Source organism: Pseudomonas gessardii, from assembly GCF_001983165.1.
In the GTDB taxonomy this organism is placed as follows: domain Bacteria; phylum Pseudomonadota; class Gammaproteobacteria; order Pseudomonadales; family Pseudomonadaceae; genus Aquipseudomonas; species Aquipseudomonas gessardii.
This window is the reverse complement of record NZ_MNPU01000006.1, coordinates 11,488-26,097: the sequence shown is the minus strand read 5'-3', so window position 1 is coordinate 26,097 and position 14,610 is coordinate 11,488. Positions and strand designations below refer to the sequence as shown.

Genomic DNA, 14,610 nt, shown 5'->3' with positions numbered 1-14,610 from the left:
GGAGAGTTTCATGCTGCGTCTTATGTTGCGTCTTGCCGCCCCGACCATCGCCCTGGCGCTGGTATTGCCCCTGGGTGCCCAGGCAGCCTCCCTGGTGGAGCTGCAAATGAACAAGAAGCTGCAAAGCGTCGCGGCGGAAAGCAACAAGGACCTGCCCAGGGAGATTGATGAAAAAACCCTGGAAGTGGCCTACACCGTCGAAGGCATGCAGCTGATTGACCACCTGAGCGTGATGCCCGACCGTGCCGAGCAAATGCGCGCCAACCCCAAGGCCGTGTATTTCCAGCTGGGACAAAGCGTTTGCCTGAACAAAGGCTATCGCGAATTGATGGCCAAGGGTGCCGTGATGCGCTACGAAATCACCGAAAACAAGACCAACCGCCCAGTGGCGTCGGTCAAGTTTGTCGAGGCTGATTGCCCGGCCCCGGCCAAGAAGAAAAAGTAAGGCCCCTCTCCACGCGCCGTTCGTCAACGGCGCGACAGCCCCCTTCTGCAAAACCTTCATCAACGCCTATTAAGTTATTGCCAGACAAGACTTTAGGGGCTCATGATCGAGCGATCCGGTAACATTTACAGGGCAAAAAAGGTTGCCCTCGCGTGACTTGCAGTGCAAAGGTTTTTAATCACAAGGAACAGACAGAGCCTGTTTCGTCGCCGTCAGCAGCCTGCAATAAGACGCCGGGGCTCTGTAACGAAGGAGAAGCTGAATGCCTGATCAACCGAACGACCTGCCGGTCCGTCCCGACCTCACACAGCAGGTCGAAGCGCAACTCAACCTGATTGCCCCCAGCAGCCCGAATATTGCGCTGTATCGCGACATGATCTTCACCGTGCTGCGCATGGCCCAGGACGACCGCGACCGCTGGAACGCCAAGATCACCTTGAAGGCGATAAATGAGCTGGACCATGCGTTTCGCGTGCTCGAACAGTTCAAGGGCCGGCGCAAGGTCACCGTCTTCGGCTCGGCCCGCACCCCAGTCGAAAGCCCGCTGTATGCCTTGGCCCGGGAAGTGGGCGCGGCCCTGGCCCGCTCAGACCTGATGGTCATCACCGGCGGCGGTGGCGGTATCATGGCCGCCGCCCACGAAGGCGCCGGCCTGGCGCACAGCCTGGGGTTCAATATCACCCTGCCTTTTGAACAGCATGCCAACCCGACCATTGATGGCACGGACAACCTGCTGTCGTTCCACTTCTTCTTTACCCGCAAACTGTTTTTCGTCAAGGAAGCCGATGGGCTGGTGCTGTGCCCAGGCGGCTTCGGCACCCTGGATGAAGCCTTGGAAGTCTTGACCCTGATCCAGACCGGCAAGAGCCCGCTGGTGCCAGTGGTGCTGCTGGACGAGCCCGGTGGTGGTTTCTGGCAAGGGGCCCTGGACTTTATCCGCAACCAGCTGGAGGCCAACCGCTACATCTTGCCCACCGACCTCAAGCTCGTGCGCCTGGTACACAGTGCCGAAGAGGCGGTGCATGAAATCAACCAGTTCTATGCCAACTTCCACTCCACCCGCTGGCTGAAGCGCCAGTTTGTGGTACGCATGAACCACCCGCTCAGCGAGCATGCCTTGGCACATATGCAGACGGCGTTCGCTGACCTGCGGCTGAGTGAGGACTTCCAGCAACTGGCCTATGGGGGTGAAGAGCACGATGAAGCACGCTTCAGCCACCTGACGCGACTGGTGTTCAACTTCACCGGGCGCAACCAGGGGCGGCTGCGGGAGCTGGTGGACTACATCAACCTGCCGGAGAACTGGGCCCAAGCCCAGGGTAAAGCACAGCAACGGGTGGCACCGGAACTGGCGTGATACCGTAAAACGCAAAAAAGGCCCGCTATTTTCATAGCGGGCCTTTTGTTTTGGGGCTGTTTTTTGTGGGAGTTGTCGAGCCCAGCGGGGCCACGATCGTAGCCTCACAGCGAATACTGTATTGCCAGACCCGCCGCCATCGCAGCCTCGCAGGGGCTCGACAGCTCCCACTTTTGATCGTCACTCGCCTAAGAATCAGTCATCCAATTCTCGACCGCTCAACAAGCGGCTGATCATCTCCATTGAAAACCCGCGATAGCTCAAAAAGCGCCCTTGCTTGGCACGCTCACGCGCATCAATCGGCAGATGGCCGGCAAACTTGCGGCGCCAGGTGTCTTCCAGTTGCGTTTGCCAACTGATACCACACTCACGCAACGCCAGTTCAATATCGGCGCGCTGCAAGCCCCGCTGGCTCAGCTCCTCACGAATCCGCGCAGGGCCGTAGCCCGAGCGTGCCCGGTAGGAAACAAAACTTTCAAGATAACGGGCTTCGCAAAGTAGCCCCTCTTCCATCAGGCGGTCGAGGGCTGTTTCGATCATTTCGGGAGGGGCGCCACGCTGACGCAGTTTACGCGTCAGCTCGACACGACCATGCTCGCGTCGTGCGAGCAGGTCCATTGCCGTACGCCGTACGGCAACCAGAGTATCGAGTACAACTGTCATCGTTGGACTCAGATATCGGCGTCGGCTTCTGCCAGGTCATCAACAGGTTCACGGTTGGCCGCAGCCTTGACGTCTGGCGCCGGGGTCAGCAGCTTGTCGCGGATCTGCTTCTCAAGGGTCGCCGCGATATCCGGGTTGTCCTGCAGGAACTTGGCCGAATTGGCCTTGCCCTGACCGATCTTGCTGCCGTTGTAGGCATACCAGGCACCGGACTTCTCGACAAAACCGTGCAGCACGCCCAGGTCGATCATCTCGCCATTCAGGTAGATACCCTTGCCGTAGAGAATCTGGAACTCGGCTTGACGGAATGGCGGGGCCACTTTGTTCTTCACAACCTTGACGCGGGTTTCGCTACCGACAACCTCGTCACCTTCCTTCACCGCGCCAGTACGACGGATGTCCAGACGGACCGAAGCGTAGAATTTCAGCGCGTTACCACCGGTGGTGGTTTCCGGGCTGCCGAACATCACGCCGATCTTCATGCGGATCTGGTTGATGAAGATCACCAGGCAGTTGGCGTTCTTGATGTTACCGGTGATTTTACGCAGGGCCTGGGACATCAGGCGGGCTTGCAGGCCGACGTGCATGTCGCCCATTTCGCCTTCGATCTCGGCCTTGGGCACCAGGGCCGCCACGGAGTCGACCACGATCACGTCGATGGCGTTGGAGCGCACCAGCATGTCGGTGATTTCCAGGGCTTGTTCGCCAGTGTCCGGCTGCGAAACCAGCAAGTCGTCTACATTGACGCCCAGCTTGCCCGCGTATTCAGGATCCAGGGCGTGCTCGGCATCGACGAACGCGCAGGTGGCGCCCATTTTTTGGGCCTGGGCAATCACCGACAGGGTCAGGGTGGTTTTACCAGAAGACTCCGGACCGTAGATTTCAACGATACGGCCTTTTGGCAGGCCGCCAATGCCGAGCGCGATGTCCAGACCCAGAGAGCCCGTGGAAATAGCCGGGATCGCCTGACGGTCGTGATCGCCCATACGCATTACGGCACCCTTGCCGAATTGACGTTCGATCTGACCCAGGGCCGCAGCCAAGGCTTTCTTCTTGTTGTCGTCCATTAAAGTCCTCACGTAATCAATAAGGCCTGACGGCCAACACCTGTATAAGTAGACAGTATTGTTCCATAAAGATCGGGGATCGCCTACCCCTGATTTTCTATTTCTGCTGCAGCTCGTCGTAATAGCCCCTCTAGCGCGGCCTTTACCGTTTGTCGGCGGACCTCGTCGCGGTTGCCGGGGAAATGCTGGCGCTCGGCCGTAATGTCATCACCTACGCCCCAGGCCAGCCATACGGTGCCCACCGGTTTGTCCGGCGAGCCGCCATCGGGGCCTGCCACGCCGCTGACCGCCACGGCAAACCGCGCCCGGCTTTGTTCCTGGGCGCCCCGGGCCATGGCCTCGACCACTTCACGGCTCACCGCGCCGACTTTGGGGAACAAGTCTTGCGGCACATTGAGCTGGCGGGTCTTCTGCCGATTGGAATAGGTCACATACCCGGCCTCGAACCAGGCCGAACTCCCGGGAATCCGTGTAATGGCTTCGGCGATGCCGCCACCGGTGCAGGATTCGGCGGTAGTGACGTGGGCATTGAGCGCCTGCAAGCGTCGGCCAAGTTCGGCGGCGAGCTGGGTAATTTCCTTCACGATCGTCTCCAGGAAAGTGCGGGGGTCTGCCTACCCTACAGGAGCCCATCGACCACGCAAGTGACAGAGGGCTTCAACAGATTACCGGGTGATGGCCCGAACATAGGCCTGGCAGGCCCGCAACGCGATCAATCCATGATCGCCGGCATCGGTGATGCCGATAATTCGTTGAGCATGCGCCGGGTCAAGTCGGCCTCGCGGGGCTCCATGAACCACGCTGCCGGTGGCGGCGGATGGCATTGCGTGGCCATTGGCGGGGTCGGCGGCGTCGAGAAGGACTGACAAGCGCACATCAGCAGTGGCCAGCCGGTCGCGCAGAGAACCCTGGTAACGCTGTGCATCGCTCAACTCCCGTGTATGTTGTTGATCGCTGGCGTGAAGCTGTTGCTCCAACGCCCGGCGCCTGTCCTGTTCGGCCCGGTATTGGCCCAGTGCTTCCTGGCTTTGCCGGTTGAGCAGTGCTGAATGCCGTGCGGCCTGGCGTTCAAAGGCCAGGCCATGACGCCAGGCCTGGACCTGCCAGCTGGCTGCCGCCGAGATAGCCATCAGCAGGGCAACCGCCAACAGGCGCCCGCTCAACGGCATAACACCGCCCTCGCCTTCGCCCACAATTGCTGGCGATGCTCCAACCCATTGAAGCCACCATTGATCCGGCGGGTGATGGTGGTGAATTGGTCCTGGTCCGCCAACTCATTCAAGCCATTGCTGTGCCAGAACCAGGCGGCGGATTCGGCCGCCCATTGTGGCTGCTCCAGCAGTTCGGGGAAATGCAGCAGGCGCTCATCGCCAAACAGCGCCCGGCTACAGGCCAGGTAATTGCGCCGCCCGGTAATCTGGATCAGGCCACGGCCACGATACTTCTGGCCGTCACCGTCGGCTGCGGGGGTGTTGCCCAGGCGTGCGGCCAAGGTGCCGGTGTCGTATTTGCCCAGGTAGCGCTCACCGCCCAGTTCACGCACGTAACGCAGTTCACCAGACTCGTGACCGACCTGGGCGATAAAGGCCGCCATGCGTTTGGGGGTGGTGATGTTGCGGTGGAGCATGGCGGCGTTCAGCGCCGAAATAAAAACGCCCGCTTGGGCGCGGGCGTTGGGCAGGATCTGTTGCAGTTGCGTAAGTGTCATCATCCTTGATCTCCAACCGTCTAAGACGCCAATCCACTGGCTATGATCGAGCTGCGATACCCGGTCGTCGTGTCGCCTGCGTGGGTCACCTTGTCAATCGACCAGCGCCCCTGCATATAACCCGGCCAGGTTTCATCCAGCAACAACAGGCCTTCGGCAGACAGCAACGGGTTACCAGGGCAGTCGATGGCGATGCTCAGCCCTTCCCGCCCCACCCGGCGCAACTCGCCCTCGGCCACCGAGCGCGCTTCGGTTTCACTCTGGCAGCGCTGGCGCAAGGTCTTGAACGGCGCAATCCCCACCTCGACCACCCGCTGGCGAGAGGCCGCGGCATCCCACCAACTGACACGACATCCCTGGTATTTGGCCCGTGCGCTGTCATCAACCCGGGCGCTGATAAAGGCCTGCTCGCCGGGACGGTTGTCATGGGTCACCGACAACCGCACATCCGGCAGTTGCTGGCCCGAGAGCGATTTGACCTGGCCGCTTTGCGCCAGTACATACAGCTCGTTGACCGGCTTGGTCACCGCGTTGTAGCGCCCGGCCAGGCGGGTGATAAAGCCCATGTCGGTCTCGTTGGACTGGTCGATATGCTCAATCGCAATCCCATCCAGTGCCGGCGCCACCCGGGGGGAAAACCCATGCCGCGTGGCCAGTTGACGAAACAGCGCGCCAAGGGTCGTAGGGCCATGGCTGGCGGAGCGGCGCTGGCGGTAGCCGCTCTGGTCGGCCACGCTGAACGGTGCCGCCGTGGCCACAAGCGCCAGGCGCATGGGGAACAGGTATGGCGTGCGCTGGGTAATCACAAACTCGCCTTTTTCCACCAGCCCCGACTCGCGATAACCCACACGCAAACCGATCTTCGCGCCCAGGCTCGGCAGGCCTTCCAGGCCCTCGATATTGATGGTCAGTTCCAGGCGGTCAGACTCGATCCCCGCCGCATCGGTGTGTTTCCACTGCATCAGCCGTGGGTTGATCAGGGCCGCGTTGGCGCCATAGATCTCCACGACCGGGGTAAATCCCATTACCATGCTGCCTCCTTAATCCCAGGCCGAAACCGGCGTTGCAACACCCGGTTGCGCGTCCATCTCGGGCACGATCACCCCTACGCCCGCCGGCAACACCGGGCCATGTTCGGCAAGCCCGGGGTTCAAGCGCCACAGGGTTTCTTCAGCCGCATCATCGCAACGCCCCAGCTCGCGGTAGAGCAGCAGGTTGACCGAATCGCCGGCAATACTTCGTACTCTACGCATTGACGAACTCCTCCAGCACCAGCGACCACTTGATCACCATGGCGGTGCCGTCATCGATCACATTGGCCTGGTTTTCCGTGACTGCCGTAATGCGCCACAGGCCCCAGTTGCGGCCGATACCATCGACCAGCGGCAGCGGCGCCCGTGCATCCTGCAGGGCGCGCAATTGGTCCAGGCGCTGCATGCCAACGGCCGCCGTGGCGGTACCGGCGAAGGTCAGTTTTTCCAGCTTCTGGCCGTTCTGCCGCGACTGGGGCTTGCTGGCCATAATCTCCAGGTCGCCCCAGCCGCCATCACTGCTGCGCTGGAGCGTGGAATAGGCGAACCCTCGGGACAGCCCGAAAATAAAGGCGCCCAGTACCATCTGCTGTCGCATTAATCACCTCCATCGGTCAGTGCCGCGTTGCGCCGAACCGCCAAAGAGTCGGTGAGCATCGGCACGCATTGGTTTTGCAGGGTTTGCAGGACCCGGTCGACCACCTGCTGGGCGTCTGCGGGGTTGACGCCGGTGATCTGGATGCTCGGGGCCAGGGTGACCTGGACGTTGTCCGAGCGGGCACTGTTGAGGTCTTTGCTCAGGGCCTCGGGCGCTGGCAGGCGATTGCTGGAAGGGAAGAGTTTTTCACCCAACCAGGTGCCCGCCTCGCCACCCAACAGGCCGCCGATAACGCCACCGACGGCAGTGCCAACGCCTGGCAAAACCAGGGTGCCGAGGGCCGCGCCGGCAGTGGCGCCGGCCCACGCACCGCCGGCAGTGCCGAGGCTACTGCCGACCGCTTGCAGGTCGCCGTTGCGCACACCCTGGACGAGGTTGATGGCGGTGTCGGCGTAGCGCAGCGGCGCAAGGGATCGAGTACCGACGGACTCCAGCTTGCTCATCGTTGAAACCAGGCTGGAGGGGATAGCCTTGGGCAAAGCGGGCGCTGGAGTGCTGAGCAACACTGGCCCACGAACGGGTGAAACAAGCGCCTCGGATGAACGTTCGCCCAGGCGCGGAGCGGGCCGATCAGCTTGAAGCGGCGCGCCCTGAAAACCCATTTTGGGCCCGTCAAACACCTGGCCGGCACGCCCCAAAACACCCTGCAGCGTTGCCATGGATCCAACAAGGCGGCTACCGCTGCGGGTGGTTTTTTTCGACGACGACCGCTTCGTGGGTCTCTGACGCAGCGTTTTTTTCGGCAGAAAACGCGCACGCCCCTGCAAGGTTTCGGTGGCCCCTGGGCAGCAGCAGTCCTTGCTATCGTCGCGGAACAGTTTGCCCACGCCGGGCAATTTGCCAAGCGTCACATCGACAGCCTTGCCAGTTAACCGGCCCCTGGCCGTATCAAGATACCCCTCCCCCAACCACTTGGCCCCCTTGATGTACCAGGGATCCGCTGTCGGTTCCTTGTCTTTGGCGGCCTCTTGAGCCACAGGCGCGGGGCTTGCAGCGACGCTACCGAGCGGGGAGCCACCGGCGATAAACAGGCTGCTGTTGAGGGTTTCCAGACTCTCGCGCAACCGCACCTGTTCCTCGGTCAACACATGGATGTGCAGGCTGGCGTTGGCCAGTGCCAGTGCCAGGCCCAGTTCAGACGGTGGCGCTGTCGCCACATCCACACTGGATGGGCCAACCAGGCGTTCATCCTGCGCGCCTAGCAGGCCCGACAGTTGCGAGGCACCGCTTTCGGCGAGCCCGGGAAAGCTCATCCAGCGTTTGTCTTCGTCCGCGAGCTTGAGCGTATATCGAGCGTCTTGCATCTCGCTCTCCTCCTATTTGACGCCAAGGCGAGTGATCGCGATGTCGTAGCGGCGCAATGCTTTGGCGGCATTCCATTCGAGAATTTCCGCTTCGTTTACCGAATAAACCAGCGGTACAACGTCGAGGATTACTTCGATGTCGCGCTGCGAAAGAAGTCCGCCGGTTTGTTTAAAAAATCGTCGATACGCTCCTGCAATTCCGTCCAGTCGGGCACGGTCAGGCCATCCAGGTCGGGGATCATCAGGCCGGTGCAGTGCGAGGTGATGAACTCGGCGCGCTCTTTGTTGGTGGAGAGTTTTTTCATCACTTTGGTGGCGCGCAGGGCGGGCATTTCCAGGGTGACGCTGGTCAACACGCGGCCGGCCACTTCCAGCGGCAGCAGCAGTTGCACCTGCTCGCCCGGCTCGGCGGAACCTTCCAGGAAGAACGAGGCCGGGCGCGTCGACATGTCGTGTACGTGTTGGGCAATGCTCACGTAGTCTGGGCGCTTGAGTTGGTCGAGTTCCTTTTCCGAAAGGCCGGTGGCCAGTTTGGCCAGCTCGAAGAACTGGTCGTCCTCGTCGTCGCCCGCACGGGCCAGGGCCTGTTTTTGCGCGGCGTAGAACAAGGGTTTGAGTTGGATCTGCTCGATGCTCGCACCGCTGTCGGCGGTGATCGGCGCCAGCAGAATGTGCAGGGGTGGCTTCCAGGCCATGGGCGAAATTCCTTGAGTAAAAATATTGAAGGCACTACGGACCCGCCGTGGGCACGGTCAATGTGGGAGCTGGCTTGCCTGCGATCGCGCAGTGTCAGCAGCCTCATTTGTCACTGCTAGACCGCTATCGCAGGCAAGCCAGCTCCCACACTGACAGTGCCTATTTTCGATCCGTGGAAAGGCTTACGGCATCAGCACCGCACGCCGGGCATCGCCGAGGATGTCGACGCCGTTGAGCACGAACTTCTGGGTACGCACGTCGATGTCGATCACCGGCACGCCGTTGTCCAGGCGATGGTAGGTGCGGCAGGACAGTTCCAGGGTGGTGATGGCCTTGTCGCCCATCTTCAGCTTGGCTTCCTCCAGGGATTTAAGCTTGCCGCCGACGGTGTGGTAGGTGAAGTAGGTCTTGCCGTCCTGGTCCTGGCCCGCTTCGCGCACATTGAGCAGAATGTCTTCGCCCAGGCGCACACCCAGGGCCAGCATGATTTCGGGACCGGCGCCTTGCAGCACCAGCTTGGCGCTCAGCACCTTGGCGCTCTTGGCCATTTCCTCGGCGATAAAGCGCCCGCCGGACATGGCTTCCATGTCGAACTCGATCTTCGGCGGGGTGAACTCCTCGACGGTCGCCGACAGCGGCAGGCCCTGGAGGGTGGCCGCAATGGCCTGTCTGACTCGGTTGGTAAACATTAGAGAACGTCCTCCAGGAACTGCTCGATGATTTCATCGCGGGCATTGAGTTGATAAACCATGTGTTCGTTCGGCGCGTAGCGGCCATAGTCGATCACGATGAACCAGGTGCCGTTCTTGTACTTCTCGACACTGTTGAGTTCCGGGTGCAGGTACACACTGCCGCCCGGGATGGTTTCGTCGGCCACCAGGGTTTGCAGCCAGTCGTTGATGCGCTTGACCTCCTGGTCCATGAACGACTTGGTCAGGTTGTGCGCCATGGCTTTCTGCCCGGCCTTGACCAGCTTGCGGCTGATGGCATCTTCCAGGCCGACATAGCTGATGAATTTGCCGGTGACAGAGCGGTTACCCAGCAGCGAGAAACCGCCGAGGATGGTGCGCGCGTAGTAGCTCACGCCGTAGCGGTTGAGCAGGTCGCCTTCGGTGGAGGTGTCGAGGATGTTGTACTCGACCACGCGGGACACGTCTTCGGCAAAGGTCACCTGGTTGCCCGGGCTTTCCCATTGCTTGACCTTGGCCAATGCGGCGATGGCCAGGGACGACGGCGCAAGGAACACGTTTTTCTTCGCGGCCTTGGAGTACACCGACGGCATGTTGTGCACCAGCAGGCAGCGGTCGAAACCCAGGTCGGCGCCACCCAGCTCGCCGCTGTAGGTCACTTGGTCGGCGACGCTGGCGTCTTTGCCGTCCAGCACTACACGGGCCTTGATGCGCTTGCCGAACGCGGCAAACTCACCGGCCACCGCCTTGGTCCCGGTAAAGCCCGGGGCACCAATAATGGTCAGGTCTTCGGGGACGCTGCCAAGCGCCGCGAGGCCCAGTTTGCGACCGGTCACCGGCTCATTGCCGCCGATCACGTTATTGAGGGTATCGGCCGGGGTGGCGCCTTCTTCGACGATCACTACATAGACCGGCACCTTGACCACTTTGAGGATCTGGTACACCGCATGAAACAACGTACCCGACTCGGCGCCGGTCGGGTCCAGCAGCGCCTGGGCGGTGAAGCTGTTGATGCGAAACGGGGCGTTTTTCGGGATCGACAAGTGCGCATTGGGCGCGGTGCCGACCAGGCCGATCACGTTGTCACCCAGGCCACCCATGGCCTCGGGGGATTCGCTGGCATTGACGGTGATGCCGTTATGCTCGAAGTTCAAAACCTCAGCCATGATTATTCAGCCTTCTTGGTAACGGCCTTCTTGGCCGGTGGGGTGTCTTGGGCGGCAGCCAGCACGCTGGTCAGTTCCAGGCGGCCGGCGGTACGCAGGGCGGTTGCTTCGACGTCCAGCAGGTCCAACTCCTCGCCGACGGCGGACCAGTGGCCGGCTCCGGTGGGGAATGGGATGAGGACGGTGTAGGTTTGGCGGTTGGCCATGGGGAGAATTCTCCGGGTGCAAAAAGCGCAAAGCCCCTGCGGGAGGGGCTTTGGGCGGGCGAAAAAAAACCGCTGTCGCGGTGGGGTGAGTTACTTCAGGAAGGCCGGTTTTTCAGGCCAGATCACGGTGTCCGGGTCGGCGCCCTGGTCGGGGATATCGCGCAGTGCCTTGCGGTAGGCGACGAATACCGGGCGGTCTTTATCGGCCATGGGGTAATCGGGCATTGCTGCGTAATCGCTGGCGGCCAGATCGGCGTCGCGGGATGCTCGGATTTCCGCCCACTTAATCAGAGGATGCAGTTCAGCAAGTGCAAAAATAGGTTTCATTAACGTTCTCCTTAATCCAATGCCAACATGCATGACCAATCAGCAGGATGAGTGACTACACCTGTGCACGCACCGGCAAGCATGACTTCCACCACCCCATTTGCTGTAACACACATTGGGTGGATCACCCAGTAATGACCAAACATACGAGTCGGTTGCATGACCACTGAACACCAGCGCCACTTGCCCTTCTCGGCCCCTGTACTCCACGCACCACCGATCTCCCCGTCAACTAGCCGAACAAAAGCACCTATAGTCACGGTCGAGTTCATAAGTAACGGGCGACCACCACTTAACTTTCCGTCATCGACAGACTTTGGATAAGCGAGCCAGGCACTTACGGCATTATCCGTCCATTTCATTTGCCAGACGTGAATACCATTTCTCCAATATTCAGACGCCCTAATATCAAAGTCAGGAAACTGCTCCCGAACATCAGCTTGAACTTGTCGCATAAAATCAACATCTGCCGAGGGTCGGCCAGTTTTTTGAGAAGTATTGGTAACCGTCCGCAGCTTCGTTGTAGTTACCTGCTGATGGATATCCCACCCCTCAATCAGATTGCCTGTGGCATCCGGCGCCATACTAAAATTTTGCGTAAGCGCCAGCCTGGGCAAACGCTGATCCAAACTCGCAAGCTGTTCGCGGTAGGTTCGTTGTGCCGCTTCAAGCGCTCGATCAATCTCACCGATCTTGCCCGTTACAACACCCGTCAGATTATTTGCCGCGCTGACAACCGCGGCCAATTGCTGTTCAGTACTCAATGTTTAAACTCCTTGTAGTGCATTGATCTTGTGTTAAGCCTTCGCTTCAAGCGCCATCAATCGAAATAAAACTCCGACTCCCCGCGCCATGTTGTCGATGCTGGCCGTCGAGAGCGACGCCAACTCATCCACCATCAGGATGTTGAGGTTTTCCGAGCCCACGATCACGGTGACGCTATCGACCGGCAACGGCGAAATATCCAACGTAAACTTCTGCAGCACCCGCGCAGCCGCCGCCTTATACGTCAGCAACTGCCCCGCCACCGAATACACGGCCAACAACGTGCCACTGGCGAGATAAAACCCAAACTCGCCAATCTCGTACTCGCCATCGCCATCAAACAGCGCGGCCATGCGCAGTTGGTGCTGGCCCAGGTCTTCGTAATCCACAATTGCCACGCGCTGGCGCTCATCGCGCAGGGCGGTTTCGTTGCCGGTGGGGTGGTAGCGGCCGGTGCCGGCGGCGATGTGGGTGATTTCGCCTTTCAAGCCTTGGTTCTTTGCCTGCAGCACTTCATCCAAACCCTTGGAGGTGAAGCGCACCAGGCGCGTAATGTCATCGGTCATGGCTGCGCCCTGAGGTCGTAGTCGTTAATGGTGTAGTGCTGGGCCACGCCCGCACTGTTAAGCCTTGAACTCAACGCAAGTTCCGGCAAGGCGCCCCACAGCGACAGCTCGCCGTCGTTCAGCGCCCGGTGGACGGCGCCGGTCATCGGCAGCCCACCGAACACTTCGTGCACCAGGGTGATGGTGGCCAGGTCGCGCTCGCTCTTGGCCGCGTTGATGCGGCGGATCAGGCGGTTGTGGTCGCCACTGGACCAACTGCGGCCGATGATCGCCTGCACGTCAAAGGTGTAGGGCTGGGCCGGCGGGCGCTGTTGGTACCAGGCCAGGATATTGGGGGTGAACCCCAGGGACTCGACCGCGTGGCTCAAGGCCTTGGGCGTCCCGGCCTGGCGCTGGATCTGCCAGGACAGTGCCACCGTCAGGCGTTTTTCGGTTTCGCCGGCAGAGGCATCCCATTCGCTGACGCCACGGTCGGCGGCCAGGTAAGGCAGGAATGGCGCTGGCGTTTGCAGCGGGTTCATCAGCGCCGGGAATGGCGGGACGACCCGTTCGAGCAGGCGGCCAAAGCCCAGGTCCAGCGCCTTCTCCAGCGGTGAGCTGTTGGCGGGCAACAGGCTGGGTGATTGTTCATTCATAAGCTGCGCACCTGTACCTCGACACCCGTGCAATACGGCGCCTGGAACGCCGTGGTGATAATCGGCGCCAGCGGTTCGAGAATCTCCAGTTGCGCGGCCCCGGCGGTGTGGATGGTGTAGTCGATCCAGCTCGGGTCCACGCGCCCTTCCAGGCAGTGACAGGACTCAGCATAGGTCTGCAGTAACTGCTGGGCCGCCACTTGCGTCAGCCCCGAGTCGGGGCCGGCGTTGATCTTGGCCACTACGCGGATCTTGTACGGCACGATCTGCGCGCCCTGCACCGTCACCCAATCGGTTTCCGGGCGGACATCGGGCCGGGCGAAATGGCGCCGCACCCCGTCAAGCAAATCTGCCGACGGTGTGCCATTGCCGGCACGGGACAGCACGGTGACCATCACCTCTCCTGGCGCGGTGCGCCGGGCGTTGCCATCCTTGACCTGGGCGGCATAACCATCCGGGTCGAAGGTGTAGCTAACCGTAACCACGCCCGCAGCGGTACTGTGGACTTTGACCGCCGGTCGCTCGCCGAGGGTAAACACCTCGCGCCGATACTGCATGCGTGAACCGGCGGCCGGCGCGTGGGGTGCCAGGTAGTAACGCAGCCGGGCATCATCATCGCTTTCGAGGGTCGGCGGCACCGGCGGGAACGCCGCCGGGTCGCCGGGGTCGAGCACCTGGCGCTCCAGGCCCATATCGGCCAGGCGCGCGTCCAGGTTGCTGCCGGTGGCCCACCACGCCAGCATCTGCTGGATCCGCGCGTTGTACTTGCGCTCATGGGTTTGCAGGCGCACACAAAACGCCTCCAGGGCCAGGGTCAGCAACTCGCTTTCGTTGTCCAGGCTGACCTTGAGCTTGGCCGCGCTTTGCGGGGCGCGGGCGGCCACATAGTCGACGACAAACGCCTTGAACTGCGCCAGCAGCGGCTCGAATTCGTCGACGGCAATCAGGTCGGGCGGTGCCAATTGGTTCTGCCCGGGGATCAACATGCTCATGTCACCACCTCGAAGGATTGCTTGCGGTTTTTCCAGGTGCCGGCAAACCGCAGTAACAGGCCTGCGCCCTGGCGATTGGCGACGATGACTTGCGGCACAAAATCGCCGATGCCGTTCTGCGGGTTGTAAAAAGCCTGGGCGGCGTGGCTTTGGGCGAGGATCAGCAGATCGTCGCCCAGGTTCTGCCCCAGCAGTTGCGGGATCAGCGAACCGTACAGCGGGCGTTTCTGCCGTGTGCCCAACGGCGTGGTCAGGGCCCGGGTGGCGCGCTGGACAAATTGCGGCCAGTCGTCCACCACGGCCCCGGTGTTTCTCTCAATTCCGATCATGGCAAA

General features: G+C 61.2%; 21 protein-coding genes. 2 read left to right on the top strand and 19 right to left on the bottom strand.

Translation table 11 applies throughout. From position 1 onward, the window contains the following. Positions 1-10 precede the first annotated feature (10 nt). Together BLL38_RS06545 and BLL38_RS06540 are read left to right on the top strand one after the other, a co-directional pair. Complete coding sequence (locus BLL38_RS06545; RefSeq protein ID WP_076961817.1) at positions 11-445, top strand: PA3611 family quorum-sensing-regulated virulence factor; 435 nt, start codon at positions 11-13, stop codon at positions 443-445. Between the two features lie 262 nt (positions 446-707). Continuing rightward, a complete protein-coding gene (locus BLL38_RS06540) occupies positions 708-1,802 on the top strand; it encodes an LOG family protein (protein WP_076961816.1) in 1,095 nt (364 codons plus the stop codon). Positions 1,803-1,997: 195 nt separating this feature from the next. On the opposite strand, the gene recX is transcribed toward BLL38_RS06540, so the two are convergent. The 19 genes from recX to BLL38_RS06445 all read right to left on the bottom strand — a co-directional run bounded on the left by recX (position 1,998) and on the right by BLL38_RS06445 (position 14,604). Continuing rightward, positions 1,998-2,465 carry a recombination regulator RecX gene (gene recX, locus BLL38_RS06535; protein ID WP_076961815.1) on the bottom strand — a complete coding sequence of 156 codons (468 nt, stop codon included), beginning with the start codon at positions 2,463-2,465 and terminating at the stop codon, positions 1,998-2,000. An 8-nt stretch (positions 2,466-2,473) separates the two neighbouring features. Continuing rightward, on the bottom strand, positions 2,474-3,532 hold the full coding sequence (recA, locus tag BLL38_RS06530; RefSeq protein ID WP_076961814.1) for a recombinase RecA: 1,059 nt from the start codon (positions 3,530-3,532) through the stop codon (positions 2,474-2,476). A gap of 83 nt (positions 3,533-3,615) precedes the next feature. Next, positions 3,616-4,116, bottom strand: a complete 501-nt coding sequence (locus BLL38_RS06525) for a CinA family protein (protein ID WP_076961813.1) — start codon at positions 4,114-4,116, stop codon at positions 3,616-3,618. An 81-nt stretch (positions 4,117-4,197) separates the two neighbouring features. Then, complete coding sequence (locus BLL38_RS06520) at positions 4,198-4,701, bottom strand: lysis system i-spanin subunit Rz (RefSeq protein ID WP_076961812.1); 504 nt, start codon at positions 4,699-4,701, stop codon at positions 4,198-4,200. Then, entirely contained in the window at positions 4,692-5,240 is a 549-nt protein-coding gene (locus BLL38_RS06515) for a glycoside hydrolase family 19 protein (protein ID WP_076961949.1), read from the bottom strand. The genes BLL38_RS06520 and BLL38_RS06515 overlap by 10 nt, the downstream gene beginning before the upstream one ends. Before the next feature lie 20 nt (positions 5,241-5,260). Further along, on the bottom strand, positions 5,261-6,271 hold the full coding sequence (locus tag BLL38_RS06510; protein ID WP_076961811.1) for a contractile injection system protein, VgrG/Pvc8 family: 1,011 nt from the start codon (positions 6,269-6,271) through the stop codon (positions 5,261-5,263). Between the two features lie 9 nt (positions 6,272-6,280). Continuing rightward, positions 6,281-6,493 carry a tail protein X gene (locus BLL38_RS06505; protein WP_076961810.1) on the bottom strand — a complete coding sequence of 71 codons (213 nt, stop codon included), beginning with the start codon at positions 6,491-6,493 and terminating at the stop codon, positions 6,281-6,283. Further along, entirely contained in the window at positions 6,486-6,869 is a 384-nt protein-coding gene (locus BLL38_RS06500) for a phage tail protein (RefSeq protein ID WP_076961809.1), read from the bottom strand. Before BLL38_RS06500 ends, BLL38_RS06505 begins: the two co-directional genes overlap by 8 nt. After that, the gene (locus BLL38_RS06495) at positions 6,869-8,233 is read right to left on the bottom strand and encodes a hypothetical protein (protein ID WP_090412934.1); all 1,365 of its coding nucleotides are present in this window, start codon (positions 8,231-8,233) and stop codon (positions 6,869-6,871) included. The genes BLL38_RS06500 and BLL38_RS06495 overlap by 1 nt, the downstream gene beginning before the upstream one ends. 128 nt (positions 8,234-8,361) lie before the next feature. Then, positions 8,362-8,928: a phage tail assembly protein gene (locus BLL38_RS06490; protein WP_076961808.1), complete on the bottom strand. Its 567-nt coding sequence runs from the start codon at positions 8,926-8,928 to the stop codon at positions 8,362-8,364. 183 nt (positions 8,929-9,111) lie between these two features. Continuing rightward, the gene (locus BLL38_RS06485; RefSeq protein WP_076961807.1) at positions 9,112-9,618 is read right to left on the bottom strand and encodes a phage major tail tube protein; all 507 of its coding nucleotides are present in this window, start codon (positions 9,616-9,618) and stop codon (positions 9,112-9,114) included. Further along, positions 9,618-10,784, bottom strand: coding sequence for a phage tail sheath protein (locus BLL38_RS06480; protein WP_076961806.1), 1,167 nt, complete (start codon positions 10,782-10,784; stop codon positions 9,618-9,620). The genes BLL38_RS06485 and BLL38_RS06480 overlap by 1 nt, the downstream gene beginning before the upstream one ends. A 2-nt stretch (positions 10,785-10,786) precedes the next feature. Beyond that, the gene (locus BLL38_RS06475) at positions 10,787-10,990 is read right to left on the bottom strand and encodes a hypothetical protein (protein ID WP_076961805.1); all 204 of its coding nucleotides are present in this window, start codon (positions 10,988-10,990) and stop codon (positions 10,787-10,789) included. A 90-nt stretch (positions 10,991-11,080) separates the two neighbouring features. After that, positions 11,081-11,317: a tail fiber assembly protein gene (locus BLL38_RS06470; RefSeq protein ID WP_076961804.1), complete on the bottom strand. Its 237-nt coding sequence runs from the start codon at positions 11,315-11,317 to the stop codon at positions 11,081-11,083. 11 nt (positions 11,318-11,328) lie between these two features. Beyond that, positions 11,329-12,081: a hypothetical protein gene (locus BLL38_RS06465; protein ID WP_076961803.1), complete on the bottom strand. Its 753-nt coding sequence runs from the start codon at positions 12,079-12,081 to the stop codon at positions 11,329-11,331. Positions 12,082-12,114: 33 nt separating this feature from the next. Further along, positions 12,115-12,648: a phage tail-collar fiber domain-containing protein gene (locus BLL38_RS06460; RefSeq protein ID WP_076961802.1), complete on the bottom strand. Its 534-nt coding sequence runs from the start codon at positions 12,646-12,648 to the stop codon at positions 12,115-12,117. After that, a complete protein-coding gene (locus tag BLL38_RS06455) occupies positions 12,645-13,283 on the bottom strand; it encodes a phage tail protein I (protein WP_076961801.1) in 639 nt (212 codons plus the stop codon). Before BLL38_RS06455 ends, BLL38_RS06460 begins: the two co-directional genes overlap by 4 nt. Continuing rightward, positions 13,280-14,275, bottom strand: a complete 996-nt coding sequence (locus tag BLL38_RS06450; protein WP_076961800.1) for a baseplate J/gp47 family protein — start codon at positions 14,273-14,275, stop codon at positions 13,280-13,282. The genes BLL38_RS06455 and BLL38_RS06450 overlap by 4 nt, the downstream gene beginning before the upstream one ends. After that, entirely contained in the window at positions 14,272-14,604 is a 333-nt protein-coding gene (locus BLL38_RS06445; protein WP_029295280.1) for a phage baseplate protein, read from the bottom strand. The genes BLL38_RS06450 and BLL38_RS06445 overlap by 4 nt, the downstream gene beginning before the upstream one ends. Between the last annotated feature and the right edge of the window lie 6 nt (positions 14,605-14,610).

Coding starts and splice junctions, on each gene's coding strand:
- BLL38_RS06545 (WP_076961817.1), top strand. CDS start 11: ATGCTGCGTCTTATGTTGCGTCTTGCCGCCCCGACCATCGCCCTGGCG.
- BLL38_RS06540 (WP_076961816.1), top strand. CDS start 708: ATGCCTGATCAACCGAACGACCTGCCGGTCCGTCCCGACCTCACACAG.
- recX (WP_076961815.1), bottom strand. CDS start 2,465: ATGACAGTTGTACTCGATACTCTGGTTGCCGTACGGCGTACGGCAATG.
- recA (WP_076961814.1), bottom strand. CDS start 3,532: ATGGACGACAACAAGAAGAAAGCCTTGGCTGCGGCCCTGGGTCAGATC.
- BLL38_RS06520 (WP_076961812.1), bottom strand. CDS start 4,701: ATGCCGTTGAGCGGGCGCCTGTTGGCGGTTGCCCTGCTGATGGCTATC.
- BLL38_RS06515 (WP_076961949.1), bottom strand. CDS start 5,240: ATGACACTTACGCAACTGCAACAGATCCTGCCCAACGCCCGCGCCCAA.
- BLL38_RS06510 (WP_076961811.1), bottom strand. CDS start 6,271: ATGGTAATGGGATTTACCCCGGTCGTGGAGATCTATGGCGCCAACGCG.
- BLL38_RS06505 (WP_076961810.1), bottom strand. CDS start 6,493: ATGCGTAGAGTACGAAGTATTGCCGGCGATTCGGTCAACCTGCTGCTC.
- BLL38_RS06500 (WP_076961809.1), bottom strand. CDS start 6,869: ATGCGACAGCAGATGGTACTGGGCGCCTTTATTTTCGGGCTGTCCCGA.
- BLL38_RS06495 (WP_090412934.1), bottom strand. CDS start 8,233: ATGCAAGACGCTCGATATACGCTCAAGCTCGCGGACGAAGACAAACGC.
- BLL38_RS06490 (WP_076961808.1), bottom strand. CDS start 8,928: ATGGCCTGGAAGCCACCCCTGCACATTCTGCTGGCGCCGATCACCGCC.
- BLL38_RS06485 (WP_076961807.1), bottom strand. CDS start 9,618: ATGTTTACCAACCGAGTCAGACAGGCCATTGCGGCCACCCTCCAGGGC.
- BLL38_RS06480 (WP_076961806.1), bottom strand. CDS start 10,784: ATGGCTGAGGTTTTGAACTTCGAGCATAACGGCATCACCGTCAATGCC.
- BLL38_RS06475 (WP_076961805.1), bottom strand. CDS start 10,990: ATGGCCAACCGCCAAACCTACACCGTCCTCATCCCATTCCCCACCGGA.
- BLL38_RS06470 (WP_076961804.1), bottom strand. CDS start 11,317: ATGAAACCTATTTTTGCACTTGCTGAACTGCATCCTCTGATTAAGTGG.
- BLL38_RS06460 (WP_076961802.1), bottom strand. CDS start 12,648: ATGACCGATGACATTACGCGCCTGGTGCGCTTCACCTCCAAGGGTTTG.
- BLL38_RS06455 (WP_076961801.1), bottom strand. CDS start 13,283: ATGAATGAACAATCACCCAGCCTGTTGCCCGCCAACAGCTCACCGCTG.
- BLL38_RS06450 (WP_076961800.1), bottom strand. CDS start 14,275: ATGAGCATGTTGATCCCCGGGCAGAACCAATTGGCACCGCCCGACCTG.
- BLL38_RS06445 (WP_029295280.1), bottom strand. CDS start 14,604: ATGATCGGAATTGAGAGAAACACCGGGGCCGTGGTGGACGACTGGCCG.